The following is a 25315-nucleotide window of genomic DNA, read 5'->3' as shown; positions in this document are numbered from 1 at the left end:
GGCGGCGATCCCCAGGCTCCTTCGGTTTCTATCTCGCATGCATTTACGTTCTTTCTGCCTGTCCATCGGCCTACTGTTGAGCAGCGTTCCGCTGCTGGCTGCCACCCTGCCTTTGGCCCCGCAGGTGTTGTCCAGCCAGCTGCGTATCGATCGTCACGATATGGCGATCACGACTGAAGACTGGCATTGGCTGCGGCACAAGGCTGAGCTCAAGGTGGGTGTGTATGCAACCGAGTCCGCGCCGTTTTCAGTCTATGCCCAAGATAACCTGTACGAAGGCATCAGCGCCGATGCAACCGCTCTGGTCGCTCAACTCTTGGGCTTGCAGGTGAAGGTCGTTCCCTTTGCTAATGAGCAGGACGCGCGCAAGGCATTACAGGCCGGTAGTGTCGATGTCATCAGTATTCACGGCAGTACAGAGCCTCGCCCCGACCTGCTGCTGAGCATTCCCTACGCCAGGGACCGGCTGGCGGTGTTCAAACGCAGTGCCGAACCCCGGCATTCACCCCCTGATCTTGCCGGCTTGCGTGTCGCGATCACCCACGAGCATAGCGCCGAGCTCAAACACCGCTACCCGCGGGCCGTTTTTAGGGTGTACGCCGACCATGAAAAAGCGATTGCCGCTGCCGCCTTTGGGCAGGCGGATGTTTACTTGGACGACCTGTACAGCGCCTATTACCTAATCAATCGTTCGTTCTACAACTTTGTCCGTTTTGAGCGTTTCTCGGATGTTCGCGGAGGCGACTACAGTTATGCGCTGAAGGTCGACAACACGCGTATGCAACGGCTTCTCAATGTCGCCCTCACATCCATCGGCGAAGATCAGTTGCGCAATTTGGCCAAGCGATGGGTGGGCAACAGCTTCATCCCCAGTGAAGACCCCATTAGCCTCACCGTAGAGCAAACACGCTGGATACAGCGGCATCCGGTGGTACGCCTGGTGATCAATGATGACCTGGCCCCGGGCGCCTATTTCGATGCTAGCGGGGTGTTTTCAGGCGGCATCGCCGATATTCTTGAAGTGATCACGCTAAGTACCGGCCTGCATTTTGAAGTGGTTTCCCGCAGTGGTGGCTTCCCCCAGATTATCGACGCGGTGCAGAAGGGCAAGGCAGATCTGGCACTGATGACGGCAAGCTCGGAGCGCGAGGAATACCTGCGCTTTTCCCGGCCACTGCTCAACAGTCCCTTTGTATTGCTCAGCAACATTGACCAGCAAGGCAAGCTGGGCAATCTGATCGACAAGCGTGTGGCGGTTCCAACGGGTCATGTGGCCATCGAGCAACTGCGCGAGCGTTACCCCGAAGCCAGGGTGGTGGAGGCGGGTGGCTCGCTGGATACAATGAACTTGCTCTATGAAGGCAATGCTGATGCTGCGATGGTGGCGTTGCCTGCTGCACGCTATTACATCGAGCGGTTGTTCCACGACAAACTGGCCATCAACCAGATACTTGATGTTGGACCGGCGACGGTCAATTTCGCCATGCGTCGTAGTGACGTAGAGCTGCAGTCGATCATCGATACCGTCTTGCAGAGCATTGCACCGGACGAGCTCAATGCGATTTCCAACCGCTGGCGTTCGCCACCGGGTATGAGCGGTCAGACCTGGGTAGATTATGAGCGGCTGATCACTGAAATTGTCGCCGCTGCCGCGCTGTTGCTGTTGTTGTCACTGGTGTGGGTGTTTTACCTGCGTAGGCAGATCAAAGCCCGGCTCAAGGCCGAGCGCATGCTCAACGATCAGTTGCAATTTATCGAGACCCTGACCGACTGCATGCCGCCACCGCTTTATGTCCGTGATACCAAGGGACGAATGCTGTCGTGCAACCGCAGCTATCTCAAAAGCGTTGGCTTGAGCGCCGATGAGGTGTTGCATAAAACGGTCCGGCAGTTACCGAAGGAGAATTTCGAAAGCCTCCCGGAGTTCCATCGCAATTACTCTCAGGCCATGCGCGACGGGCAGACGATCGAGTCGGTACATGCCGTGCGGCTCCAGGGCAAGGAGGCGTGGATCAACCACTGGGTGCAACCGTTTCAGGACTCCAAAGGGGTGACAAAGGGTGTCATCTGTGGCTGGCTGGATATCACCGAGCACCGCCAGTTGGTGGCGCAGTTACGCGAAGCGAAGGCCCATTCGGACGACGCTAGCCGCGCCAAGACCAGCTTCCTGGCCACCATGAGTCACGAAATCCGCACACCGATGAATGCCGTGATCGGCATCCTCGAGCTTGCACTCAAGCGCGCCGACAGCGAGCCAATCGACCGCGCCAGCATTGAGATCGCTCATACATCGGCAAAAAGCCTGCTGGAATTGATCGGCGATATCCTCGACATCGCCCGCATCGAGTCTGGACGCCTTAGCCTGTCGCTTAAACGTGCGAACTTACGTGTTTTGATTGAGTCAGTGGCGCGGGTGTTTGAAGGGCTGGCGCGTCAAAAGCGCCTTGAGCTTTTGCTCGATATCGACTCTAGCATCAACTGTGACGTACTGATCGACGCTCTACGTTTCAAACAGGTTCTTTCCAATCTGGTTAGCAACGCAATCAAATTCACCGAAGCGGGAACAGTCAAAATCAGCATCAGTGGTGTGTTGAGCGAAGCAAGCGTGCTAACTATCAAGCTCAGTGTCGAAGACACTGGCGTGGGTATCAGTTCTGAAGATCAACAACGATTGTTCCGTCCTTTTGTTCAGGCTCAACGAAACTCACATCAAAGCGAAGGCACTGGGCTGGGGCTAGTGATCAGTCGCTCGCTTTGCGAAATGATGGGCGGCCGAGTGAACCTGAGCAGCGCCGTCGGTAGAGGGACTCGCGTCGAAGTCGAGCTAGGCCTGCAGATACTTGAACCTGTTAATTTTACGCCAATAACTGCACTGCCGTTAATTCAACAACCACGCTATCGTTTGCAAGTATTGATCGTCGATGATCATGAAGTCAATCGACAGGTACTGCGTCAGCAGCTGAACTTTCTGGGTCATGATGTCAGCGAGGCGGAAAACGGCCGGTCGGCTTTTGAACGCTGGTGTGAGCACGCTTTCGATATTGTCATTACCGATTGCCACATGCCGGTCATGAGCGGTGCCGAACTTACTCAGGCGATACGGCAGGTAGAGGAGGCTCAAGGGTTGGAGGCTTCCATAATCCTGGGTCTGACCGCTGATGCGCAATCGGAAGAGATAGAGCTTTGTCTTAAAGTCGGTATGAATGATTGTCTAATTAAGCCGATTGCTTTGGATGAATTGGACGCTCGCTTGTTGCAGTGCTCTAAGAACGAAAGTCCTGCGATCGACTTGCAGTCTACGGAACGATTAGAGGCGAGGCCTGTTTCAACGAGCGTGGTCGACCTTGGGCCCTTGGAAATGTTGATCAGCAGCGAGCCTGAGAAGTTTAGACAGATTCTTGATGAGCTGATCAATAACAACCGCAAGGATTGTAAAGCTCTTGGTATCTTCATGCAGGAAGACCAATTCGAAAAGCTGGCGGAGCTGGCGCACCGAATCAAGGGCGCTGCAAGGGTGGTAAAAGCTGAGCAACTGGTTGAGTGTTGTCGTCAACTGGAGGTTTTGTGCCGTACACCGGAGATGTATCAGAGCCAGATCAGCGATGTCGTGGTAGAGGTTCAGGCTGCTATCACAGCCCTGGAGCAGGCGCTTATGAGTTATAGATAGCGCTCAGGCGACAACCTTAGCCTTTTGGTGAGGCCGTGATCAGGCGTCTCTGTTGATAGTGCTTGCGATGGCAATTGCTCTACGCTGCCCAGCCTGTATACGTCTCAGTGTCCACACACCCTCCGTCAAGAACGCTGCGAATACTTGGGCATTGTCGAGAAAGCGCGAGGCCTCGAACGGTTTGGTGTTGCTCAAATTCAGATCGAGGACTCGCATAGCGTTGCCTTAATGTTTCATCATCCCCAGCTCAGCATCATCTAGCAGCGCCTTGGCCATCGCGCTCAGGTAATGCGAGGCCCAGATCAGCTTTTGATCACCATCCATCAATCCAGCCAAGGTCATGTCGCGTACGTAGCCCATCAATTCGGAAGCCTGTTCGCGGGCGCTTTGGCAGCAGATGCCCGGCTCGATGCGAAAGAGTGGGTGGGTCTGGTTTTCGCCTTGGTAGAACGTGGTTTTGCCGGCTGTAGTGGGCGGCTTGGGGGTGTCTGTAGTCATCATTGAACTCCCTGGAATGTTCAGTTCCCGGGCGTGCCTGTTCGCGGTTTTACCCGCGAACAGGCACGCCCAGGCGATGCATCACTTCAATGGTTTCAGTGCAGGGTGCGCGGCTCTGCCGGAGCATGCGGCTGCATCTGCAGTTGCATCAAGGCGGACTCCACCAGGCTTTGTACGGCTTCCATCTCGTGGATGACGGCTTGCATCACGATCGAGCTGGGCGAGGTGGGTTTGAGTTGCACGGACTGACGGGCTACGGACAGGGCGCAGAGGACGTACTCTGTGGATTGGATCAGGGTGTCCTGCAGGATTTGAGAGGCATCGAGGGAGTAGGGCGGATCGGGGACTATCTTGCGCATATACAGCTCCTTGAGTCAGGTGGAGCTGCCTGCTAACGCTGTCAAACGAATGGAGGCAGCTATACATGGGTTGACAGACCGGTGACCCAAGGAACCCGGCGCACACGAGTGTGCCCCATGTACAGCTGCCATTAAGCGCTGCAAGTGAGTTCTTAAGTCGGGACGGCCTGTCAAAGCCGGTCGCTACAGTGGCAACGACACGGCGAGACTAGAGCGCGACCCAAGCACTAGCAACAGTTTGAGCGGGTTGGGAGTATGTTTGGGAAATGGACTACAAGATAGGGGAAAAAACTGAAGGTTAGCTGTAGGGCGGAAGGCTAAGTTGCCGTCTTTTATCGTTCAGGGAATGAATACTGGGCTGACCTGTTGGTTATGGTTTGCTGGATAGATCCTGGGGCCGCTTTGCGGCCCATCGCAGGGCAAGCCAGCTCCTACAGTGCAGCGCAAGCCTTGTAGGAAAACCCTCAGCGCATCGCCGCCAGCTTGATCCCGAACCCAACCAGGCACACCCCCGCCAATCGCTCGAACAGGTGGGTAATCCGCGGATTCGCGCGCATGCGTTCAGCCAGCTTGTGGGTCAACACCACCGCAATCAGCCCATACAGCAACGTCACCACCGCCACGGTCGCCGCCAGGAAGCCAAAGGTCACCAGCCCCTGGTGCTTCACCGGGTCGACGAACAGCGGGAAAAACGCCATGTAGAACATGATCGCCTTGGGGTTGAGCAAGGTGATCATCATGGTCTGGCGCAAGTAATGGCCGTTGTCCATGCCGCTGGCACGCGGGGCGCCGCCGGGTTTGCTCAGCAACATGCGTAGCCCCAGGTAGGCCAGGTACGCAGCGCCCGCCCACTGCACCACATGGAACGCGGCAGGGTAGGCGGCCAGCAGGGTGGCAACGCCCGCCACGGCCAGCCACAGCAGCACCTGGTCACCCAGGATCACCCCGCAGGTCGCCGCCATGCCAGCCTTGATGCCGCCTTTGCCGGTCGCCGTGATCAAGGCAAAGTTGCCCGGGCCGGGGATGGCCAGAACGATGATGAAGGCGATGACGAACGCGCCGTAGTCGGTAACACCGAGCATGGGAAACTCCTGTAAGCGTGCAGGTGTGAGGCAGAACGACAGACTATCTTCCGAGGCGGCCTGCTTTTCAACTGTCGGTTAATGCTGCGATAACGCGACGTATTGTTACATCGCGGCCCGCACGACTTGGATCCAATGCCTTGGTTCTGTATGATCCGGGCGCCATCAGCACGATGGCCGACGATTCATTTAAAGGACTTTGTATGAAAAAGCTGTTGAAAGCCACTGTTGCTGTTGCTGTCGTTTCGGGCGTTGCCCTGCTGTCCGGCTGCACTGGCCAAGTCTACAACCAGCAGAAGAACTGCTCGTACGACTACCTGTTCCACCCTTCGGTTTCCATCTCCAAGGTCATCGGTGGCTGCGGCCCAATCGATAAACTGCCTCAGCCGCAGTAATCTTGGCGATACCCTGATCGCGCCGCTTGCGACGTGATCCAAAGACCCCGGCCATGCAAGTGGCCGGGGTCTTTTGTTTAACGGCTCACCAGCGCAGCGACACCGTGCCCAGCAAGGTGCGCTCCTCACCCCAGTAGCAACGCCCGGCGTTGTTGCAACCGGCCACGTACTCTTTGTCGAACAGGTTGCGGGCGTTGACCTCGACCGACCAGTTGTCGTCGAGGGTGTAACCCACCTTGGCGTCCACCAGCGTGACATCGCCGGTATCGAGCTTGCCGTACAGGCTGGCTGGGGTATAAGCGAATGTGCTGTCGAAATGACGCACGCCGCCGCCAATCTGCAAGCCCTTCAACAGCCCATCACGAAAACGGTAGGTGCTCCACACCGACGCCTGGTTGCGCGGTACCCCGGTCATCTGATGGTCTTCATACAGCGAGCCGGCCACGTCTTTGGTAATGCGCGAATCGGTGTAGGTATACGCCGCCGTGAGGTTGAGGTTTTCGCTCAGGTCGCTGTTGAGCTCCAGCTCCACGCCCTTGGCGCGGCTGGCGCCGATCTGGCGGTAGTCACCGACGCTTGAGTCGAACAGCACATCGTCCTTCTTGCGCAGGTCGTACACCGACGCGGTGAAGGCGGTGTTCCAGCCTTTGGGTTCGTACTTGATACCCACTTCGTACTGTTCGCTGGTGGTCGGGTCCAGCGGGCCGCTCTTGCTCTCGGTCTGCTGGGTCGGGGCGAAGGCAGTGGAGTAGCTGAAGTAGGGCGACAGGCCGTTTTCGAACTGGTACATCACGCCGGTCTGCCAGGTGAAGTCGCTGTCCCAGCTGTCCATGTCCGCTGGAACGTTGAGCGTGCCAGCCTTGTTGCGGAACTGGCTGTTGACCCGGTCCAGGCGCCCGCCGAGCAGCAGCACCCAATTGTCGACCTTGGTCTGCAACTGGCTGTAGAGGCCGTACATGGTCTGTTCGAGCAAGGCGTTCTGCACGTGCAGTGGCGTGCTTGGCTTGCCGTTCCACACCGGGTCGAACACGTTGATGGTGCCGCCGTTGCCGGCGTCCCAGTCCTGGTTGAACGAGGTGCGGTCAAGGCTCGCCCCCAACAGCAGGGTGTGCTCGAACGCGCCGCTGTTGAAGTGGCCTTCGAACTGGTTGTCCAGCGAGTAGGCGATGGACTTGTTGTAGCGGTCGTAGGCCTGGTTGCTCAGGGTGGTGCCGAAGCCGCCATTGTTGAGGCTGCCTGGCCAGGTCTCCTGGCGGTCGATGCGCGACTGCAGGTAACGCGAGTTCTGGCGGAACTGCCAGGTATCGTTGAAGCGGTGGCTGAACTCGTAGCCCAGGCTCCAGGTTTCGCGTTCGAAGTTGTCCCAGTCCGGGTTGCCGGACAACTGGTCCTTGTCGATCTTGCCATTGGGGTTGTGCAGCAAGGTGCCGGCGGCCGGGTAGCCGAGTTCCATCAGCGTGCGGTCGCGCTGGTAGGTGGCCAGCAGGGTGAGGTTGTTGAAGTCGTCGAAGTTCAGGGTCAGCGAGGGGGCGATGTAGAGGCGGTCATCGGGCTGGTGATCGACCTGGGTAGCGGAGTTGCGGCCCATCATCACCAGGCGGCCCAGCACGTTGCCTTCTTCGTTCAGTGGGCCGGACACGTCGACGCCCAGTTGGCGGCGGTTGTGCGAGCCGTAGCTCAGCTGCACTTCGCCACGGGGTTCGGCGGTCGGCCGCTTGCTGACCAGGTTGACCACGCCACCTGGGGCATTCTCGCCATAAAGGATAGAGGTCGGGCCGCGGAATACTTCCACGCGCTCCAGGCCATAAGGTTCGCTGCTGGTGTCGTAGCGGTTGCCTTGTACCCGCAGGCCGTCGCGCAGCAGGCCGTAGCCATAGTCGGTGGCGTTGAAGCCACGGATGAAGAACAGGTCGCCCGCCTGGCCATCACCGCCGGCAAACGGTGGGGAGAAGATGCCCGGCACATAGCCGAGCACCTCGGTAAGGGTTTGTGATTGCTGGTCGTCCATGCGCTGGCGGGTCACCACCGAGACCGAGCGCGGCGTGTCGGCCAGGGCGCTGCTGGTCTTGCTGGCGGTGGCGCTGGCTACCGCGCGGTAGCCACTGTCGCCCTGGCCATTGCTGGCGACTAGGGTTGCGGCGTTGATGGCGGTGGCATCGAGTTGCAAGGCATTGCCGTCGGCGACCGGTTGCAGCACATAGCCGGCGCTGCCTTGCGGTACGGCTTGCAGGCCACTGCCTTGCAGCAGGCGGGCCAGGCCTTGGGCGACGCTGTAGCGGCCTTGCAGGCCCGGGCTGGTCTTGCCGGCGGCCAATGCATTGCTGCCGGCCAGGTAGATGCCGGCCTGGCTGCTGAACTGGTTGAGGGCGCCGGCCAGCGAGCCGGGGGCGATGTTGAAGGTGGTCTCGGCGCTGGCGGCTTGTTCGGCATGGGCCAGCGTTGCCGGCAGCATGAGGGGGGCGGCGGCGCATAGAGACAGTGGGGCGGCAAGCGCCAGGCGAAGGGCGGGGAGGAAGGGCGTCGGCATGCTGGTCCCTGGGGTGGATACGGTGAGTTGAAGGGGGTTGTGAGGGGGTAACCGAACGAGATTGGGAAAAGGGAACTGGGCGGTGGGGGTTTTTTGGGGGTTTTGGGGCTTTTGGGTGTATGCCGTTGTTTTTGTATTGCCCTTGAGATCGAGCGCCGCGCGGGCGGCGCTCGATCTCAAGGGCGCTGCAAACCTATCGGCATGCACCTGTCACCCCCACACCCCCTCAAGCGGGCTCCACACTCACCCACCATGGCGTCACCCGCTGCACCCGCACCGGCAGCGCCGCCTGCAACAGCTCAAGCGCGCGGTCGGTATCATCAAGCGGAAAAGCCCCCATCACCGACAACTGCGCCACCGCCGGATGCCACCCCAGGTGCCCATGGCGATAGCGCCCCAGCGTCTGCAGCAACTGCGCCAGAGGCATGTCCTCGGCATTCAATCGCTGCTGAATCCACGACTCGCCCGCACTCTGCGCCGGGCGCGCTGTGCTGATGCCCTGGGCACTGAAATCCACCTGCTGCCCGGCCTGGACGATAAGGCGCTCACCCCGCAGCGCAGTACAAACCTCGACCGCACCGGCATACACGTTCAACCGCGTGCTGTCGCCCAGTTGGCAGACCGCAAACCGTGTACCCAGCGCCTGCATGCGCCCTTGCGCGGTGTCGACGAAAAACGGCCGGCGCGGGTCGGCGGCGGTCTCCACCAGTATTTCGCCAAAGCGCAGCTTCAACACTCGGCTCAGCGCCGAAAATTCCAGGTCCACCGCACTTTGTGCACCCAGCCACAACTGGCTGCCGTCGGCCAGGCGCGTTACCCGGGTTTCGCCAATGCCGGTGGCAAGGTCGGCGCTCCAGCTCGACAGCGGCGCCCCCCGCCAAGCCTGCCAGCCCAGCAGCGAGCTGGCGCCGAGCACCAGCAACGTCTTGAGCCCCGTGCGCCGGCTGAAGCGGCGCGGGTCGTGCTCGCGCAGGGCGCGGCCCGCCGCAGCGCCTTCGGCCTGCAAGGGGGCGAAGCGTTGACCGACGCGTTGCACATAATGCCAGGCCGCCTGGTGGTCGCCGTGCTGGTCCAGCCAGCGCTGCCACTGGTGGCGCACCTGCGGGTCGGCGGCTTCGTCCTGCAGTTGCACATACCAGTGCGCGGCTTCCTGCAGGCTGGCGTGGCTGAGTTTCTGCGCGGGTGTACTCATGGCGTCATTCCACCAGCACGCCGTCGAGTTCGGCTTCAAGGATGGCGCAATGCAAAAACGCCTGCGCCAGGTACTTCTTGACCATGCGCTCGCCAACGCCCAGGTGCGCGGCAATATCGCGGTAGGCCAGGCCATCGATCTGCGCCAGCAGAAACGCCTGGCGCACTTTGCCGGGCAGGCGCAACAGCATGGCGTCGACCTCGTGCAGGGTCTCGACGATGATCGCCCGCTGCTCGGGGGAGGGCTGCAATGCTTCCGGCTGCGACGCCAGCTGTTGCAACCAGGCTTGCTCCAGCTTCTGTCGCCGCCAGTGATCCACGCACAGGCCACGGGCGATGGTGGCGAGGTACGAGCGTTCACCACGCTCACCGTCGAACTGGCGGGGGCGGTTGAGGATGCGCAGGAAGGTGTCCTGCACCAGGTCGGCGGCATCGCAACGGCTGCCCAGGCGCCGGTACAAAAAGCCAAGCAACCAGCGCGAATGGCTGTGGTACAGGGTATGGATCGAGGTGTTCAACTCAGGTATCGAAACCACGGCGGCATCCGGCGCGAGCGCGTACTGGTGCGAATGAGAAATAATCGCAATAGTAGGGGCGGCGGAACAATACTGCAATCGGTGTCGTTCTTCCCCGTGCACCTGGGACAACCTGCCGCCTTGACGCGAACCCCCTCAATTTGTTTGTGCTGGCAATTGGGTTACAATCGGAAAAACGTTTCAGCGATGGCCGGTCAATTCGACCAACGGCTGAGCGTTCACTGTTTCTCTTGGCTGCTGACTCCAATGACCAATAACAAGCGCGCGCTGAAGGACAGAGAAATACAAGGCCCCGCCTAGGCCTTCCTTACGTGCTAACCATTGGAATCAATCAATGTTCAAGAAAGCTGGCAAGACCTTGCTGGGTCTGGCTGTCGCGGCGAGCGTCATGCAAGCGCACGCGGCAGAAACCAAGAAAGTCGACGTGCTGCTGGTCGGCGGCGGCATCATGAGTTCCACCCTGGCTGTCTGGCTGCACGAGCTGGAGCCGAGCTGGTCGATGGAAATGGTCGAGCGCCTGGACGGCGTCGCGGAAGAAAGCTCCAACGGCTGGAACAACGCCGGTACCGGCCACTCCGCGCTGGCCGAGCTGAACTACACCCCGGAAGACAAAGACGGCAACGTCAACATCACCAAGGCCATCGAAATCAACGAAGCCTTCCAGATCTCCCGCCAGTTCTGGTCGTGGCAGGTCCGCCAGGGTGTGTTGAAGAACCCGCATTCGTTCATCAACAGCACCCCGCACATGAGCTTCGTCTGGGGCGATGACAACATCAAGTTCCTCAAGAAGCGTTACGACGCGCTGCAGGCCAGCCCGTTGTTCCGCCCGATGCAGTACTCCGAGGACCACGCGCAGATCGCCAAGTGGGTCCCGCTGATGATGGAAGGGCGCGACCCTAACCAGAAGCTGGCCGTGACCTGGACACCGATCGGCACCGACGTCAACTTCGGCGAGATCACCCGCCAGTTCGTTGGCCACCTGAAGACCCAGGACAAGTTCGACCTGAAGCTGTCCAGCGAAGTGCAGGACATCACCCGTAACAAGGACGGCTCCTGGCACGTCGAGTACAAGAACCTGAAGGACGGTACCGAGTCGGCCACCGACGCCAAGTTCCTGTTCATCGGTGCCGGCGGCGGCGCGCTGAAGCTGCTGCAGAAGTCGGGTATCCCGGAGGCCAAGGAATACGCCGGCTTCCCGGTGGGTGGTTCGTTCCTGGTGACCGAGAACCCGACCGTTGCCATGCAGCACATGGCCAAGGCCTACGGCATTGCCTCGACCGGCGCGCCGCCCATGTCGGTACCGCACCTGGACACCCGCGTGCTGGACGGCAAGCGCGTGATCCTGTTCGGGCCATTCGCCACGTTCTCGACCAAGTTCCTGAAAAACGGCTCGTACCTCGACCTGTTGGGCAGCACCACGCTGCACAACGTGTGGCCGATGACCAAGGTCGGTATCGAACAGTACCCGCTGGTCGAGTACCTCGCTGGCCAGCTGATGCTGTCTGACGACGACCGCTTCGAAGCGCTGCGCACCTACTTCCCCAACGCCAAGAAAGAAGACTGGCGCCTGTGGCAGGCCGGTCAGCGCGTGCAGATCATCAAGCGTGATGCCGAGAAGGGTGGCGTGCTGAAGCTGGGCACCGAAGTGGTGGCTTCCCAAGACCGCACCATCGCCGGCCTGCTGGGCGCCTCGCCAGGTGCTTCGACCGCGGCCCCGATCATGCTGAATGTGCTTGAGACCGTGTTCAAAGAGAAAGTGGCGACGCCAGAGTGGCAGGCCAAGATCAAAGAGATCGTGCCAAGCTACGGTACCAAGCTGAATGATTCGGCTGCGGCCACGCAGAAAGAGTGGAACTACACCGCTGAAGTGCTGCAGCTGGAGAAGCCGCCAGTGATCGACGCCAGCGTTGATTTCGGCAACGCGCCGAGCGAGCCGGTAGAAAGCAAGCCTGAGAACGACATGGCGCTGTAAGCCCCATTGTTGTAATCGAAAGCCACGGGGGTGACCTCGTGGCTTTTTTTTGGGTTCTTCACGCCATGTTGGGGAAGAATGGCTGCGATTTGTTCATCGGGAGATCGGGTGAGGGCGGCTAGGGGCCTGTCATGGGGTGGGTGGAGGGGCGTATATCGAGCGCCGCCCGGGCGGCGCTCGATTTCATAGCCGCTGAAACTGCTATGGCGAGCACACGGCATCACCGCTGACGCAAAACACACTCCAGCAACCCAGGGAACCGTTCGTCGAGCATTTCGCTGCGCAGCGAATTCATGTGGGTAGTGCCGACGTTGCGCGTGTGCACCAGCCCCGCATCGCGCAAGACGCGAAAATGGTGGGACATGCTCGACTTCGGCCGCCCGCCGTCAAGCTCGCCGCAGCTGGCCTCCGCCACGCCCGCCAGGTGGCGCACAATCTCCAGGCGCACGGGGTCGCTCAGGGCGTAAAGCAGGCGCTCGAGAATCAGGTCTTCAGGGTTGGGATGTTTGTAGGCTCGCATGGTCGACATGATAACGGGCCTTTCAATTATTGCCATAGTTCGATTATGATCGAACTATCGTATTCAGATAACCCGGGAGCTTCTCCATGTCCGCATTGTTCGAACCCTACACCCTCAAGGACGTCACCCTGCGCAACCGCATCGCCATTCCGCCGATGTGCCAGTACATGGCTGAGGACGGCATGATCAACGACTGGCACCACGTGCACCTGGCCAGCCTGGCCCGAGGTGGTGCCGGCCTGCTGGTGGTCGAAGCCACCGCCGTGGCGCCGGAAGGGCGCATCACCCCCGGTTGTGCCGGTATCTGGAGCGACGCCCACGCCCAAGCCTTCGTGCCGGTGGTGCAGGCGATCAAGGCCGCAGGCTCGGTGCCCGGCATCCAGATCGCCCACGCCGGGCGCAAGGCCAGCGCCAACCGCCCCTGGGAAGGTGACGACCACATCGCCGCCGACGACGCCCGTGGCTGGGACACCATCGCCCCGTCGGCCATTGCCTTCGGTGCTCACCTGCCGAAAGTGCCGCGCGAAATGACCCTGGGCGACATCGCCCGGGTCAAGCAAGACTTCGTCGACGCTGCACGCCGTGCGCGGGATGCGGGTTTTGAATGGATCGAACTGCACTTTGCCCACGGTTACCTGGGCCAGAGCTTCTTCTCCGAACACACCAACCAGCGCACCGACGCCTACGGTGGCAGCTTCGAGAACCGCAGCCGCTTCCTGCTGGAAACCCTGGCCGCGGTACGTGAGGTGTGGCCAGAAAACCTGCCGCTGACCGCGCGTTTCGGCGTGCTGGAATATGACGGTCGCGATGAGCAGACCCTGGAAGAATCCATCGAGTTGGCCCGCATGTTCAAAGCCGGTGGCCTGGACCTGCTGAGTGTCAGCGTCGGCTTCACCATCCCTGACGCCAACATCCCGTGGGGCCCGGCGTTCATGGGGCCGATTGCAGAGCGTGTACGCCGCGAGGCGGGCCTGCCGGTGACGTCGGCGTGGGGCTTTGGTACGCCGCAGCTGGCCGAAGGCGCGCTGAAAGCCAATCAGCTCGACCTGGTGTCGGTAGGGCGTGCGCACCTGGCTGATCCGCATTGGGCGTACTTTGCGGCCAAGGAGCTGGGCGTGGATAAAGCCTCGTGGACCTTGCCGGCGCCTTATGCGCACTGGCTTGAGCGTTATCGCTGAGTTGCTGATTATTCAGTAGCCTGGGCCGGCCTCTTCGCGGGGCAAGCCCGCTCCCACAGCTACTCCGCTGGCCTTGAGGTTGGCAGTTACCTGTGGGAGCGGGCTTGCCCCGCGAAGAGGCCGGCCCTGATCAAAACCGATCCAACCGATAGGCCTCCATCTGCGGCCCTTTTTCCTGGTCGGCAAGCCGCCCCACCCATTCGGCCGTCACGGCCGCCTGGGTCAGCCCCAGGTGCTGATGCCCGAATGCCAGCAACACCCGCCCATCACACACCCGGTCGATCACCGGCAATGAGTCCGGCAACGATGGCCTGAAGCCCATCCACGGCGTCGCGCCCTCGGCATCCAGGTTCTGCTTGAACAAACCCTGGCTCAGCCGATGCAGCTGCCATGCCCGCTGCATGCTCGGCGGCGCATCCAGCCCTGCGAATTCCACCGTGCCGGCCAGGCGCAAGCCGTCGGCCATCGGCGTCATGATGAACTTGCGCTCCAGTGAGGTCACGGCGAACGGCAGCCGTTGCTGCTCGCCAGGCAACATCAGGTGGTAGCCGCGCTCGGTATCCAGCGGCACCCGCTTGCCGGTGAGGGCTGCGGTAAGTGTTGCCGAGTGCGCGCCGCAACTGATCAGCACCTGGCGGGCGTTGAACGTGCCCTGGTCGCTGACCAGGCTGACCCCGCCGCCGTGCAACTGCCCACCTTCGACCTGCGCCCGGACGAAGCGCACCCCACTGGCCCTGGCTGCTTCGAACAGTTCACAGACCACGCGGTACGGGTCGATAAAATGCCCGGTAGCGGGGAAAAACAGCCCACCTAAAAGCGCTGGGCTCAACTGGGGCGCCGCTGCCTGCACCGCATCGGCCGACCACCAGTCGACCGGCACGGCCTGCTGGTGCATGCGCGCCTGCAAGGCCACGAGTGCTTGGCGCGACTCGCTGCGTTCGAACACCAGCAACGACCCCTCTTCCTTGAACAGGTCGCTGCGCCCAATGGAGCCGAGCAACTGCTGCCACGCCGCCAGGCTGCCTTCGTTCAATGCACGGATACCGGCTACGCTGCGCTGGAACGGCGCCGGCCGCAGGTTGAGCAGCAGGCGGGTGAACCAGGGCATGGCCTTGGGCAGGTACTTCCAGTCCAGGCGCAGCGGGCCCATCGGGTCCATCAGCATGCTCGGCAGGCGCTTGAGGATCGACAGGTCGGCGATCGGGAATACCTGCTCGGTGGCCAGGTGCCCGGCATTGCCGTAGGAGGCGCCATGGCCGGGTTGCTCGCGGTCGATCAGCAGCACCCGGCGGCCCTGGCGGGCCAGTTGCAGGGCGCAGGCGACGCCGACGATGCCGGCGCCGACCACGGCGATATCGGTGTCGGCAGCGTTGAGTGGCTCGACCATGGCCTAGCCTTCCCGCTTGCCGTCGAGCAGCCGGCGCAGTTGCAGCGGGTTGCCGTGGCGCAAGGCCTCTGGCAGCAGGCCGTCAGGGAAGTCCTGGTAGCACACCGGGCGCAGGAAGCGCAGGATCGCCGCCGTCCCCACCGAGGTGGTGCGGGCATCGGAGGTGGCAGGGAACGGCCCGCCGTGGACCATCGCATCGCACACCTCGACCCCGGTAGGCCAGCCGTTGACCAGAATGCGCCCGGCTTTGCGTTCCAGGGTTGGCAGCAGCGCGCGGGCGCTGTCGAGGTCGGCCTCGTCCAGCTGCAGGGTGGCGGTCAGTTGGCCTTCCAGGTGCTCGGCGACCTGGCGGATCTGCGCGTCGCTATCGCATGCCACCACCAACGAGGCGGCGCCAAAGACTTCGGCCTGCAGCGCGGGGTCGGCCAGAAACGCGCTGGCCTGGGTCACGAACAAATGGGCCTGGCACTGGTTCGGGCCTTGCGGTGGCTGGCCGCTGGCCGCGACCTCGGCATTGCTGTTTTCGGCCAAGGCGCCGACGCCCGTTGCATAGGCGCTGAAAATACCGGGGGTGAGCATGGTCTGTGCCCCCGCGCGTTGCACCTGTGCGCTGGCGGCGGCGACAAAGCGTTGCAGCGCCGGCCCTTGGCGCGCTATCACCAGGCCAGGGTTGGTGCAGAACTGCCCGGCACCCTGGGTCAGCGAAGCGACGAAGCCTTGCGCCAGCGCCTCGCCACGGTTGTGCAGGGCGGCATCAAACAGGAACACCGGGTTGATCGAACTCATCTCGGCGTACACCGGGATGGGCTCCGGGCGTGCCTGGGCGGCCTGGCACAGGGCGATGCCACCGCTGCGCGAGCCGGTAAAGCCGACCGCCTTGATGCGCGGGTCGCTGACCAGCGCGATGCCCACTTCACGGCCCGCGCCGTACAACAGCGAGAACACGCCTTCGGGCAGGCCGCAGCGTTTCACGGCCTGTGCCAGTGCCTGGCCCACGAGCTCGCTGGTGCCTGGGTGGGCGCCGTGGGCCTTGACCACTACCGGGCAGCCAGCGGCCAGTGCCGAAGCGGTGTCGCCGCCGGCCACCGAGAAGGCCAGGGGGAAGTTGCTGGCACCAAACACCGCCACCGGGCCCAGGGCCACCTGGCGTTGGCGCAGGTCGGGGCGCGGCAAGGGCTGGCGCTCGGGCAGGGCGTTGTCGACGCGCACGTCCAGCCACTCGCCGGCACGTACCACGCGGGCGAAGGTGCGCAGTTGCGTGCAGGTGCGGCCGCGTTCGCCCTGGATGCGCGCCTTGGGCAGCCCGGTTTCGGCGACGGCGCGGTCGATCAGCGCATCACCCAGGGCCTCGATCTGTTCGGCGATGGTTTCGAGGAAGTGGGCCCGCTGTTCCACCGAGGTTTCGCGGTATTCATCGAACGCCGCCCAGGCCAGTGCGCAAGCTTGGGCCACGTGCTCGCCGGTGCCGCCGGCATAGGCGGGCTCAAGGGCTTGGTCGGTGGCCGGGTCGATGGCGCGGATCGCTTCGCGGCTGCCGGTCACGGCGCGCTGGCCGATCAGCAGGTTGCCAGTCAGGGTCATGGAGCCTCCTTTGGAGTCAGATTCGGCTTACCCTGCGGGAAAGCGCCCAACCCTTTCGGGCTGCGCCTTCACACAGAGAACAAGGGCATTCATTGTGGGAGCGGGCTTGCCCCGCGAAGCAGGCACCGCGGAGGATGGCACGGGCATAGCCCGTGTTCGCGGGGCAAGCCCGCTCCCACAGGGGTCACGCTTGAGCAAGACAGTTGCTCCCAGAGTTATCAGGCGACGTTCTGCTCGGCCGACCAGTTGGCGTACCACTGGCGGAACAACGCGTACTGCTGTTCGGCGTAGTTGCGCTGGGCGTCGGTAAGGGCGTCGGTCTCATTGAAGTGCAGGCTGTATTCGCGGTCGCCGTTCAGCACCATCAGGTGCTTGTAGTACAGCACCAGGTCGCAGCCTTCATCGAACGACGACAGCACTGCCAGCGCCGCTTCCAGTTCGCGGGCCAGGCGCCGGGCCTTGGCGTCGCCCTTGGCGGCCTGTTTGCTCAGGCCCACCAGTTGCAGCACCTCACGCGGCAGGGCGTTGCCGATACCGGTGATGGCGCCGGTGGCGTTGCAGTTGACGAAGCCATGCACCACCTGGGTGTCGACGCCGACCATCAGGGTCACGTCGTCGTCCTTGGAGGTGATGTGTTCGGCGGCGTAGCGCAGGTCGGCACCGCCGCCGAATTCCTTGAAGCCGATCAGGTTCGGGTATTCGCGGCGCAGTTCGAAGAACAGGTCGGCGCGGGTGGCGAAGCCGTAGTACGGGCTGTTGTAGATCACCGCCGGCAGCTTCGGCGCAGCCGCCAGAATGGCCGAGAAGTGGTGCTTCTGGGCGATCAGCGAGGCGCCGCGGGACAACACCCGCGGGATTACCATCAGGCCGGCGGCGCCGACTTCGGCGGCATGGGCGGCGTGGGCGACGGCCTCGCGGGTGTTCACCGCGCCGGTGCCGACGATGGTCGGGATGCCGGCCGCCACCAGGCGCGCCACGCCTTCCTGGCGCTCGGCCTCGGTCAGCAGCGGCCAGTCGCCCATCGAACCGCAGTACACCACGGCGCTCATGCCGGCTTCGATCAGCTCGCGGCCTTTGCGCACCAGGGCGTCGAAGTCTGGTTTGCGCTCGGCGGTGCAAGGGGTCATCAGGGCAGGCATGCAGCCGGTGAAGATGTTGTCGCTCATGGGTGTCACTCCTTGCAATATTCAGTAGGGGGGGGCGAATAAAAGGCCTGGGCGGGTCAGATGCCCCAGGCGAAAGGGTCCTGTTCGTCGATCAGCAAGGTGCTGTCGGCGGTCATGTAGGCGCGGCCGGTGATGAACGGGCGAATACGCTCGCCTTCGCGTTCGTAGCGGCCCTGGAACTGGCTGCCGGTGATGCTCGCCTGGACCCAGGTCTGGCCCTCGTCGAGCTTGCCGTCGGCGGCCAGGCAGGCCAGCTTGGCGCTGGTGCCGGTGCCGCAGGGGGAGCGGTCGTAGGCCTTGCCGGGGCACATGACGAAGTTGCGGCTGTCGGCGTCGGGGTCATCGGCAAACAGCTCGACATGGTCGATCGGCTGGCCGTTCTCGCCGGTGATGCCCTGGGCCTCCAGGGCTTTGAGCATTGCCCAGGTGTAATCGGTGAGCGCCTCGACGTTGTCCATCGCAATGCGCTGGCCGTGCTCGGACACCAGGAAGAACCAGTTGCCGCCCCAGGCGATATCGCCGTGCACCACACCATGGCCCGGTACCTCGACCGGCACCTGCTGGCGATAGCGGTAGGCCGGCACGTTGCCTACGGTGACCGCGCCGTCTTCATGCAGGGTGGCGCTGACCTGGCCGACCGGCGTGTCGATCTTGTGCACGCCCGGTGCGATGAGCCCCAGGTGCTGCAGCGAGGCGATCAGGCCGATGGTGCCGTGGCCGCACATGTTCAGGTAGCCGGCGTTGTTGAAGAAGATCACCCCGCAGGTGGCGCCCTCCGACACCGGTGGGCAGTACAGCGCGCCCACCAGTACATCGTTGCCGCGTGGCTCCAGCAGGCAGGCGCGGCGCCAGGGGTCGTGCAGCTCGCGCAGTTCGTCGCGCTGTTCGGCCATGGTGTGGCCATTGAGCTGCGGGAAGCCTTTCATCACCAGGCGGGTCGGTTCGCCGCCGGTATGCGAGTCGATGACGTGAATGTGTTTCATGGGCATGTCCCTTGGGTAGAGGCCGAGGTCAGGAGGCGACGGCGGCAGGGCGGTGGCCCAGGTGGGTGTCGGCGCTGGCTTCGCTTTCATCTTCGCCATCCAGGCGCACCAGATGGGCCGGCACGCCGGTGGCCGCGCCCCAGTAGTAGATGCCCAGGGCGCAGGCCGCGACGGCCACGGTGTCGAGTGGATGGCCAATCACGCCCAGGCCACCGAAGCTGCCCAGCCAGGAGAGCAGGATGGTCACGGCATAGAAGCCGATCAGCCAGGCCGACGAGCGCACTTGCTGGCCAAGGGACAGGTGCTGGGTGGGCACGGAGCGGGCGCACAGCAGGTACAGCACGAACATCACGATTTGCAGGGCCAGCAGCCACGACACGGTGTTCCAGCCAGACCAGTAGACGATCAGCGCGGCGATGATGAACGACAGCGGGCCGAGTACGCTCATGCCCTTGACCCGGAACGGGCGCGGCATGTCAGGGGCGTTGCGGCGTAGCGCGGCGACGGTGACCGGGGCCACGGCATAGCTCAGCACCAGTGCCGCCGACACCACGTTGATCAGCGCTTCCCAGGAGGGGAACGGCAGGGTCCAGAACACCGACAGGGCGAAGGTCAGCCACAGGGCCGGGCGGGGGATGCCGGACTGCTCGTCGATGCGCGTGAAGAACTTGAAGAAGGTGCCGGTCTGCGCCCAGCCATAGATCACCCGCGGGGTGGCATTCATGTAGATGTTGCCGCAGCCGCTGGGCGAGATCACCGCGTCGGCCACCACCAGGTAGGCCAGCCAGCCCACGCCCAGGGCCAGGGCGATGTCACGGTAGGGCAGGGCGAGTTCCTTGGTCACCCCGGCCCAGCCGTTGGCCAGCATTTCGGTCGGCACGCTGCCGAGAAACGCCAGTTGCAGCAAGGCGTAGATCGCAGTGGACAGCAGCACCGAAAGAATCAGCGCAATCGGGATGGTGCGCTGCGGGTTCTTCACTTCACTGGCCACCGAGATGATCGGCGTCAGCCCCAGGTAGGCGAAGATGATGCCGCCGGCCGACACGGCCATTTCCACACCGGACAGGCCGTAGGGCGCAAAACCCTGGACTTCGAAGTTTGCCGGCTTGAAGAAGGTGAACAGCACGCCGATCACCAGCAAAGGCACGATGAACTTGAACACGCTGACCAGGTTGTTGGCTTTGGCAAAGGTCTTCACACTGCGGTAATTGAGCACGAAGAACAGCCCCAGCAGCGCGAACTGCACCAACCAGCCGAGCACGCTCGGGTCACTGGAGCCGGCCTTGGTCAGTTCGGGGAACCAGGCAGCGGCGTATTGGCGCGAAGCGACCACTTCGATGGCGATCAGGCTGGAGAAAGCGATCAGGGTGATGAAGCCCATCAGGTAGCCGAGCAGCGGGCCGTGGGAGTACACCGGGTAACGCACCACGCCACCGGCGCGGGGCAGGGCGGCGCCGAGCTCGCAGTAGACGATGCCCAGCAACAGCACGGCGAAACCGCCGAGGAACCAGGAGAGGATACCGGCGGGGCCGGCGATGGCCGAGACGTGGCTGGCAGCGAACAGCCAGCCGGAGCCAAAGATGGCGCCTAGGCCGATGAAGGTGAGGTCCAGCAATGACAGCTGTTTTTTGAATTTACCTGACATGGGTGCGCCTTTTTGTAGGTTTTGGATAGGCAGGTCTGATGTCACGAGATGCGGCTTTTGGGCCGCGCTCTTGTAGGTCTTGGGCGGCTTGCGTGGGGCATAGAGTGGACCGATCGGGGCGTCGGTTCTTGATGGTTTTCTGCAAGGGGGATGACGAAATCGGCACAGTTGCAGAAAAAGCTGGCGGCTGGCGGGGGCGGGCGGATAGGCTGGAAGCCATACCGGCTGTGGGCTGGCGAGGAGCAGTGACGCTTCTGGCGCCTTCGCGGGGCAAGCCCGCTCCCACAGGTGGTCAATAGCGTCGCCCCCGAGAAGCGAGATGACAGATCACCCCCTGGCAACCTTGTATCAGTGCTTCGACCCGCACCGCCCCGCCACCCTGGAGGCGCTGCTCGCCGGGGTCTCCCTGCTGCTGCCGATCCTCGACGCCATCCCCAACGCCGCGATCTTCATCAAGGACCCCGACGCCCGCTACGTGCTGGCCAACGACACCTTGGTCCAGCGCTGTGGCCTCAAGCGCCTGCAGCCGTTGCTGGGCAAGACCAGCGCCGAAGTCTTCCCGGCGCAACTGGGCCCCGGCTACACCGAGCAGGACCGCCGCGTACTCAAAGATGGCCTGGTGCTGCAAGACCAGCTCGAACTGCACCTGTACGGCAGCCGCGAGCCCGGTTGGTGCCTGACCCACAAGCGGCCGCTGTATAACCCGCAAGGCGCCATCATCGGCTTGGTGGGCATCTCGGTCGACCTGCAGTCAGCCGCCGACACCCATCCCGCTTACCAGCGCCTGGCCGCCGTGGATGAGCATATTCGCCAGCACTTTCACCAGCCGATCAGCATGGGTGAACTGACCCGCATCGCGGGTATTTCCGTGGCGCAACTGGAGCGCTATTGCAAGCGGGTGTTCCACCTCACGCCGCGGCAGATGATCCACAAAGCGCGCCTGGAGCATGCCCATCGCTTGCTGCATTCGGACCTGCCGATCACCGACGTGGCGATGCGCTGCGGCTACACCGACCACAGCGCCTTCAGCCGGCAGTTCAAGCAACTGACCGGCTTCACCCCGCGCCAGTACCGCCAGGCGACGGCGGCTCAGGGGGCTTGAAACAGGGCACGGGCCTCGTCAAAGCACTGCTCGGCAATTGCCGAACGTGGCTCGCTGCGGCGCAGCAGCAGGCCCACCGGGCTGTGGATGCTGGCATCGACGATGGGCAGTATGCGCATGTGGTCGCTCAAGTCTTCCAGCCCGCAATCGAGTGGCATGATCGCGCAGCACACGCCGGTGTTGATGGCCTGGATCAGCTGGAAGCTTGAGTCGCTTTCCAGCACGGCGTTGGGCTCCAGGCTGCGGCTGCGAAAACTCAGGTCCAGCGACTGACGGTAGTGCATGCCTTTGCTCAGCAGGCCCAGGGGGATCTCGCCGAGCTCCTCCCAGCGCAGGCTGTCGGCCTCGAACTGGAAGTGCCGGGTGTCGTGCAGCAGGCCCATGGTGGTGGTGCCCAGCTCGATCACTTCGAAGAAACTGGCGTTGACCTGGTCCAGGTAGCAGATGCCCAGGTCGAGCTGGTTGCGGCTCAGGCCATCCATGATCTGTTCGGTGCTGTGCGAGCTGAGCTGAAACTGCAGCTCGGGGTATTTTTCGCGCAGTGGCAGCAGCAATTGCATCGGGTTGAAGCTGGCCAGCGGCACCGTGCCCAGGCGCAGGCTACCGACCACCTGGCCACGGCAACTGGCGGCTTCGGCCTGCAGGCCGTCGTGGGCGGCCAGTAGGGTGCGAGCCCAGGCCAGGATGCGTTCGCCGGCCTCGGTAAACCCTTCGAAGCGCTGTCCGCGCTTGACCAGCACCAGGTCCAGTTCGTCTTCCAGGTTGCGCAGGCGCATCGACAGCGTCGGCTGGGTGATGTGGCACAGCGCTGCGGCCTGGCCGAAGTGGCGGGTCTGGTCGAGCGCGATGAGGAACTTGAGTTGCTTGATGTCCATGGGAGTGCCTGGCGTCTGGTTGTGCTGACCTTAACCAAGTCAGCGATAGATGTCATTGATCACCCGGTACGCCATATCGATTGGACGCCCCCAGGCCATGCCTCTAGCGTGGTGACAATGCCCTTTCAGGAGTAGCCCACGTGAGCGTCAAACCCGACGCGGTCTTCGTACCGCTCAATATCGCCGTGCTGACCGTCAGCGACACCCGCACCTACGACAACGACACCTCCGGCGAGCTGCTGGCCAGCCGCTCGGTGGAGATCGGCCACCGCCTGGTGGCACGGGCGTTGCTCAAGGACGACCTGTACAAGATCCGCGCCCAGGTCGCTACCTGGATTGCCGAGGAGCAGGTGCAGGTGGTGCTGATCACCGGCGGCACCGGCTTTACCGGGCGTGACAGTACGCCGGAAGCGGTTGAATGCCTGCTGGACAAACGTATTGATGGCTTTGGCGAACTGTTCCGGGCGTTGTCGATTCTCGATATCGGCACCTCGACCGTTCAGAGCCGCGCTTTGGCCGGATTGGCCAACGGTACCCTGGTGTGCTGCCTGCCGGGCTCCACCGGCGCGTGCCGCACGGCATGGGAAGGGATCCTGGCGGAGCAGCTGGATGCGCGGCACCGGCCGTGCAATTTCGTGCCGCACCTGAAGCCCGTCGAGGCTTGTGCCAGCCGAGGGTAACGGCCAGCCAGAAAGCAGAAAACCCTCAGCTCAATACATACCCCACCGGCTCCAAAGCCGGTGGCAGTGGCGTTACCCCCAACCCCGCCAGCACATCGCGCTCCACGGTACGCACCAGCGCATCGGTGGGCAGGTCGTTCTCATCCCGCCCGAACGGGTCTTCCAGCTCATTGCCAATCGCATCCAGCCCGAAAAACGTATACCCGACGATGGTGGTGAACAAGGGCGCCAGCCAGCCCAGCGGTTCGGCCAAGGCGAACGGCAGCAGCAGGCAGAAGATGTAGATGGTGCGATGCAGCAACAGGGTGTAGGGGAACGGCAGCGGCGTGCCCTTGATGCGTTCGCAGGTGGCCTGTACTTCCGACAGGCCCACCAGGCGCTGCTCCAGCACGCTGTAGCGCCAATCGCTGATCTGTTGTTGCTCGGCCAGCCGCGAACAGTGCCCGCCAATCTCGCTCAGGATGCTGTTGCACACGTTATGCGGGCTGATTGCAGCCGGGCTGGCCAGCCAAGGTCGGGCAGCGGCCAGGTCATCCTCGTTGCGCAGCCGGGCATTGAGCGCATGGGCAAAGCCGCACAGGTTGCGCAGCAGCTCGGCACGCAGCGCCGGGTCGGCGATCACCACACTCTCGCGCACGAATGAACGGGTCTCGATGATCAGCTTGCCCCAGGCCTTGCGGCCCTCCCACCAGCGGTCGTAGCAGGCGTTGTTGCGAAAACTCATGAAAATCGACAGCGACAGGCCGAGCAAGGTGAACGGAGTGGCGCTGACCGGGTAGAAGAACGCCGGGAAATGCCGCTCGACCAGCACGATCAGCGCGGCCAGCACGGTGACCATCAGGCAGCGCAGGGCAATGCGCTTGACGATCGAACCCTTGAGGGTGAACAGCACGCGCAGCACATCGGGGCGGGGGTGGACGATCATGGAAATCCAGAGGCAGCCAATCAGCCGCCGGTCATGTTCATGAAGCGCAGAATCTGCACCTCACCGCCCACTTCGAAGTGATGGCGGTAGGGCTTGAGGTGCAGCGAGTCGCGGATGGCTTTTTCCAGCCGCGCGGCATCGCCAGGGTGGGCACGCAGGACCTGTTTCAGGTCCACCGAATGCTCGTTGCCCAGGCACAGCAGCAGGCGGCCTTCGACGGTCAGGCGCACGCGGTTGCAAGTGGCGCAGAAGTTGTGGCTGTGCGGCGAAATGAAGCCCACCCGGGTGTGTGCCGCTTCGGCCAGGCGCCAGTAACGGGCCGGGCCTTGGGACGACTCGGTGGACTCGATCAGGGTGAACTGCTCGGCCAGGCGGTCACGCACCTGGTCGCTGGAGTAGAACGACTCACCGCGCTGGTGTTCGCTGATTTCACCCAGGGGCATTTCTTCGATGAAGGTGATGTCCAGCTCGCGGTCGATGGCAAAGCGCACCAGGTCGACCAGCTCGTCATCGTTGCGGCCTTTGAGCACCACGCAGTTGAGTTTGGTCTTTTCAAAGCCTGCCTTGCGTGCGGCGTCGATGCCGGCGATGACCTGGTTGAGGTCGCCGGTGCGGGTCAGCTGCTTGAAGCGCCCGGCGTCCAGGCTGTCGAGGCTGATGTTCAGGCGCGATACGCCGGCGTCGAACAGCGGCTGGGCCAGGCGCCCGAGCTGCGAGCCGTTGCTGGTCAGGCACAGTTCGCGCAGGCCGGGCAGGGCGGCGATGCGCCCACACAGCTCGACGATGCCCTGGCGTACCAGCGGCTCGCCCCCGGTCAGGCGGATTTTGCGGGTGCCCAGGGCGACGAAGCGCTCGGCCACCTGGAACAGTTCTTCGAGGCTGAGGATCTGCTGGCGTGGCAGAAACTGCATGTCTTCGGCCATGCAGTAGACGCAGCGGAAGTCGCAGCGGTCGGTGACCGACATACGCAGGTAGTCGATTTTCCGGTTGAAGCCGTCGATCAGGGCCCGGCTGTTCTGTTCCACGATTGTGCTCGAATGGGTTGG

Annotated in this window: 21 protein-coding genes; 6 read left to right on the top strand and 15 right to left on the bottom strand. The window is 62.9% G+C overall.

The annotated features are described in order from the left end of the window. The first annotated feature begins 37 nt into the window (after positions 1 to 37). Positions 38 to 3667, top strand: coding sequence for a transporter substrate-binding domain-containing protein (locus PC358_RS12010; protein WP_033699808.1), 3630 nt, complete (start codon positions 38 to 40; stop codon positions 3665 to 3667). A 225-nt stretch (positions 3668 to 3892) separates the two neighbouring features. Here PC358_RS12010 and PC358_RS12005 read toward each other — a convergent pair whose 3' ends face one another. The 3 genes from PC358_RS12005 to PC358_RS11995 form a co-directional block, all read right to left on the bottom strand. Continuing rightward, positions 3893 to 4165: a DUF3077 domain-containing protein gene (locus PC358_RS12005; RefSeq protein WP_033699807.1), complete on the bottom strand. Its 273-nt coding sequence runs from the start codon at positions 4163 to 4165 to the stop codon at positions 3893 to 3895. Positions 4166 to 4260: 95 nt separating this feature from the next. Further along, positions 4261 to 4524, bottom strand: a complete 264-nt coding sequence (locus tag PC358_RS12000) for a hypothetical protein (RefSeq protein ID WP_033699806.1) — start codon at positions 4522 to 4524, stop codon at positions 4261 to 4263. 464 nt (positions 4525 to 4988) lie between these two features. After that, the gene (locus tag PC358_RS11995) at positions 4989 to 5606 is read right to left on the bottom strand and encodes a LysE family transporter (RefSeq protein ID WP_033699805.1); all 618 of its coding nucleotides are present in this window, start codon (positions 5604 to 5606) and stop codon (positions 4989 to 4991) included. 203 nt (positions 5607 to 5809) lie between these two features. Between PC358_RS11995 and PC358_RS11990 the strand changes: the two genes are divergently transcribed. Next, complete coding sequence (locus tag PC358_RS11990; RefSeq protein WP_027594641.1) at positions 5810 to 6001, top strand: DUF4223 family protein; 192 nt, start codon at positions 5810 to 5812, stop codon at positions 5999 to 6001. Between the two features lie 85 nt (positions 6002 to 6086). Here the strand turns inward: PC358_RS11990 and PC358_RS11985 are convergent, their stop codons facing one another. The 3 genes from PC358_RS11985 to PC358_RS11975 form a co-directional block, all read right to left on the bottom strand. Beyond that, on the bottom strand, positions 6087 to 8528 hold the full coding sequence (locus PC358_RS11985) for a TonB-dependent siderophore receptor (RefSeq protein ID WP_033699803.1): 2442 nt from the start codon (positions 8526 to 8528) through the stop codon (positions 6087 to 6089). Positions 8529 to 8754: 226 nt separating this feature from the next. After that, positions 8755 to 9720: a FecR domain-containing protein gene (locus PC358_RS11980; protein WP_033699801.1), complete on the bottom strand. Its 966-nt coding sequence runs from the start codon at positions 9718 to 9720 to the stop codon at positions 8755 to 8757. Positions 9721 to 9724: 4 nt separating this feature from the next. After that, positions 9725 to 10255 (bottom strand): sigma-70 family RNA polymerase sigma factor, encoded by a 531-nt coding sequence (locus PC358_RS11975; RefSeq protein WP_033699800.1) that lies wholly within the window; start codon positions 10253 to 10255, stop codon positions 9725 to 9727. 334 nt (positions 10256 to 10589) lie between these two features. On the opposite strand from PC358_RS11975, the gene mqo reads away from it, so the two are divergent. Next, the gene (gene mqo, locus PC358_RS11970; protein WP_033699799.1) at positions 10590 to 12227 is read left to right on the top strand and encodes a malate dehydrogenase (quinone); all 1638 of its coding nucleotides are present in this window, start codon (positions 10590 to 10592) and stop codon (positions 12225 to 12227) included. 220 nt (positions 12228 to 12447) lie between these two features. Here the strand turns inward: mqo and PC358_RS11965 are convergent, their stop codons facing one another. Further along, on the bottom strand, positions 12448 to 12783 hold the full coding sequence (locus PC358_RS11965) for an ArsR/SmtB family transcription factor (RefSeq protein ID WP_033699797.1): 336 nt from the start codon (positions 12781 to 12783) through the stop codon (positions 12448 to 12450). 50 nt (positions 12784 to 12833) lie between these two features. On the opposite strand from PC358_RS11965, the gene xenA reads away from it, so the two are divergent. Then, complete coding sequence (gene xenA / locus PC358_RS11960) at positions 12834 to 13925, top strand: xenobiotic reductase XenA (protein ID WP_033699795.1); 1092 nt, start codon at positions 12834 to 12836, stop codon at positions 13923 to 13925. 130 nt (positions 13926 to 14055) lie between these two features. On the opposite strand, the gene PC358_RS11955 is transcribed toward xenA, so the two are convergent. The 5 genes from PC358_RS11955 to PC358_RS11935 all read right to left on the bottom strand — a co-directional run bounded on the left by PC358_RS11955 (position 14056) and on the right by PC358_RS11935 (position 20687). Further along, a complete protein-coding gene (locus PC358_RS11955) occupies positions 14056 to 15312 on the bottom strand; it encodes an NAD(P)/FAD-dependent oxidoreductase (RefSeq protein ID WP_033699794.1) in 1257 nt (418 codons plus the stop codon). Positions 15313 to 15315: 3 nt separating this feature from the next. Further along, a complete protein-coding gene (locus PC358_RS11950; RefSeq protein ID WP_033699793.1) occupies positions 15316 to 16893 on the bottom strand; it encodes an aldehyde dehydrogenase (NADP(+)) in 1578 nt (525 codons plus the stop codon). 218 nt (positions 16894 to 17111) lie between these two features. Further along, on the bottom strand, positions 17112 to 18059 hold the full coding sequence (locus tag PC358_RS11945; protein WP_033699792.1) for a dihydrodipicolinate synthase family protein: 948 nt from the start codon (positions 18057 to 18059) through the stop codon (positions 17112 to 17114). Positions 18060 to 18115: 56 nt separating this feature from the next. Beyond that, positions 18116 to 19042, bottom strand: coding sequence for a 4-hydroxyproline epimerase (locus PC358_RS11940; protein WP_033699791.1), 927 nt, complete (start codon positions 19040 to 19042; stop codon positions 18116 to 18118). Between the two features lie 28 nt (positions 19043 to 19070). Further along, the gene (locus PC358_RS11935; RefSeq protein WP_033699789.1) at positions 19071 to 20687 is read right to left on the bottom strand and encodes an APC family permease; all 1617 of its coding nucleotides are present in this window, start codon (positions 20685 to 20687) and stop codon (positions 19071 to 19073) included. A 319-nt stretch (positions 20688 to 21006) separates the two neighbouring features. On the opposite strand from PC358_RS11935, the gene PC358_RS11930 reads away from it, so the two are divergent. Continuing rightward, a complete protein-coding gene (locus PC358_RS11930) occupies positions 21007 to 21789 on the top strand; it encodes an AraC family transcriptional regulator (RefSeq protein ID WP_033699787.1) in 783 nt (260 codons plus the stop codon). Here the strand turns inward: PC358_RS11930 and PC358_RS11925 are convergent. Then, complete coding sequence (locus PC358_RS11925) at positions 21777 to 22664, bottom strand: LysR family transcriptional regulator (protein WP_033699786.1); 888 nt, start codon at positions 22662 to 22664, stop codon at positions 21777 to 21779. The genes PC358_RS11930 and PC358_RS11925 overlap by 13 nt on opposite strands. 140 nt (positions 22665 to 22804) lie before the next feature. On the opposite strand from PC358_RS11925, the gene moaB reads away from it, so the two are divergent. Continuing rightward, a complete protein-coding gene (gene moaB / locus PC358_RS11920) occupies positions 22805 to 23344 on the top strand; it encodes a molybdenum cofactor biosynthesis protein B (RefSeq protein WP_033699785.1) in 540 nt (179 codons plus the stop codon). Positions 23345 to 23369: 25 nt separating this feature from the next. On the opposite strand, the gene PC358_RS11915 is transcribed toward moaB, so the two are convergent. After that, the gene (locus PC358_RS11915; RefSeq protein WP_033699784.1) at positions 23370 to 24269 is read right to left on the bottom strand and encodes a bestrophin family protein; all 900 of its coding nucleotides are present in this window, start codon (positions 24267 to 24269) and stop codon (positions 23370 to 23372) included. A gap of 20 nt (positions 24270 to 24289) precedes the next feature. Next, positions 24290 to 25294, bottom strand: coding sequence for a GTP 3',8-cyclase MoaA (moaA, locus tag PC358_RS11910; RefSeq protein WP_033699783.1), 1005 nt, complete (start codon positions 25292 to 25294; stop codon positions 24290 to 24292). Positions 25295 to 25315 lie beyond the last annotated feature (21 nt).

Origin of the sequence: Pseudomonas capeferrum (assembly GCF_000731675.1) — a bacterium.
Classification (GTDB): domain Bacteria; phylum Pseudomonadota; class Gammaproteobacteria; order Pseudomonadales; family Pseudomonadaceae; genus Aquipseudomonas; species Aquipseudomonas capeferrum.
Note: the sequence above shows the minus strand (reverse complement) of the source record. Positions and strands in the feature narration are given on the sequence as shown.

Coding starts and splice junctions, on each gene's coding strand:
- PC358_RS12010 (WP_033699808.1), top strand. CDS start 38: ATGCATTTACGTTCTTTCTGCCTGTCCATCGGCCTACTGTTGAGCAGC.
- PC358_RS12005 (WP_033699807.1), bottom strand. CDS start 4,165: ATGACTACAGACACCCCCAAGCCGCCCACTACAGCCGGCAAAACCACG.
- PC358_RS12000 (WP_033699806.1), bottom strand. CDS start 4,524: ATGCGCAAGATAGTCCCCGATCCGCCCTACTCCCTCGATGCCTCTCAA.
- PC358_RS11995 (WP_033699805.1), bottom strand. CDS start 5,606: ATGCTCGGTGTTACCGACTACGGCGCGTTCGTCATCGCCTTCATCATC.
- PC358_RS11990 (WP_027594641.1), top strand. CDS start 5,810: ATGAAAAAGCTGTTGAAAGCCACTGTTGCTGTTGCTGTCGTTTCGGGC.
- PC358_RS11985 (WP_033699803.1), bottom strand. CDS start 8,528: ATGCCGACGCCCTTCCTCCCCGCCCTTCGCCTGGCGCTTGCCGCCCCA.
- PC358_RS11980 (WP_033699801.1), bottom strand. CDS start 9,720: ATGAGTACACCCGCGCAGAAACTCAGCCACGCCAGCCTGCAGGAAGCC.
- mqo (WP_033699799.1), top strand. CDS start 10,590: ATGTTCAAGAAAGCTGGCAAGACCTTGCTGGGTCTGGCTGTCGCGGCG.
- PC358_RS11965 (WP_033699797.1), bottom strand. CDS start 12,783: ATGGCAATAATTGAAAGGCCCGTTATCATGTCGACCATGCGAGCCTAC.
- xenA (WP_033699795.1), top strand. CDS start 12,834: ATGTCCGCATTGTTCGAACCCTACACCCTCAAGGACGTCACCCTGCGC.
- PC358_RS11955 (WP_033699794.1), bottom strand. CDS start 15,312: ATGGTCGAGCCACTCAACGCTGCCGACACCGATATCGCCGTGGTCGGC.
- PC358_RS11950 (WP_033699793.1), bottom strand. CDS start 16,893: ATGACCCTGACTGGCAACCTGCTGATCGGCCAGCGCGCCGTGACCGGC.
- PC358_RS11945 (WP_033699792.1), bottom strand. CDS start 18,059: ATGAGCGACAACATCTTCACCGGCTGCATGCCTGCCCTGATGACCCCT.
- PC358_RS11940 (WP_033699791.1), bottom strand. CDS start 19,042: ATGAAACACATTCACGTCATCGACTCGCATACCGGCGGCGAACCGACC.
- PC358_RS11935 (WP_033699789.1), bottom strand. CDS start 20,687: ATGTCAGGTAAATTCAAAAAACAGCTGTCATTGCTGGACCTCACCTTC.
- PC358_RS11930 (WP_033699787.1), top strand. CDS start 21,007: ATGACAGATCACCCCCTGGCAACCTTGTATCAGTGCTTCGACCCGCAC.
- PC358_RS11925 (WP_033699786.1), bottom strand. CDS start 22,664: ATGGACATCAAGCAACTCAAGTTCCTCATCGCGCTCGACCAGACCCGC.
- PC358_RS11915 (WP_033699784.1), bottom strand. CDS start 24,269: ATGATCGTCCACCCCCGCCCCGATGTGCTGCGCGTGCTGTTCACCCTC.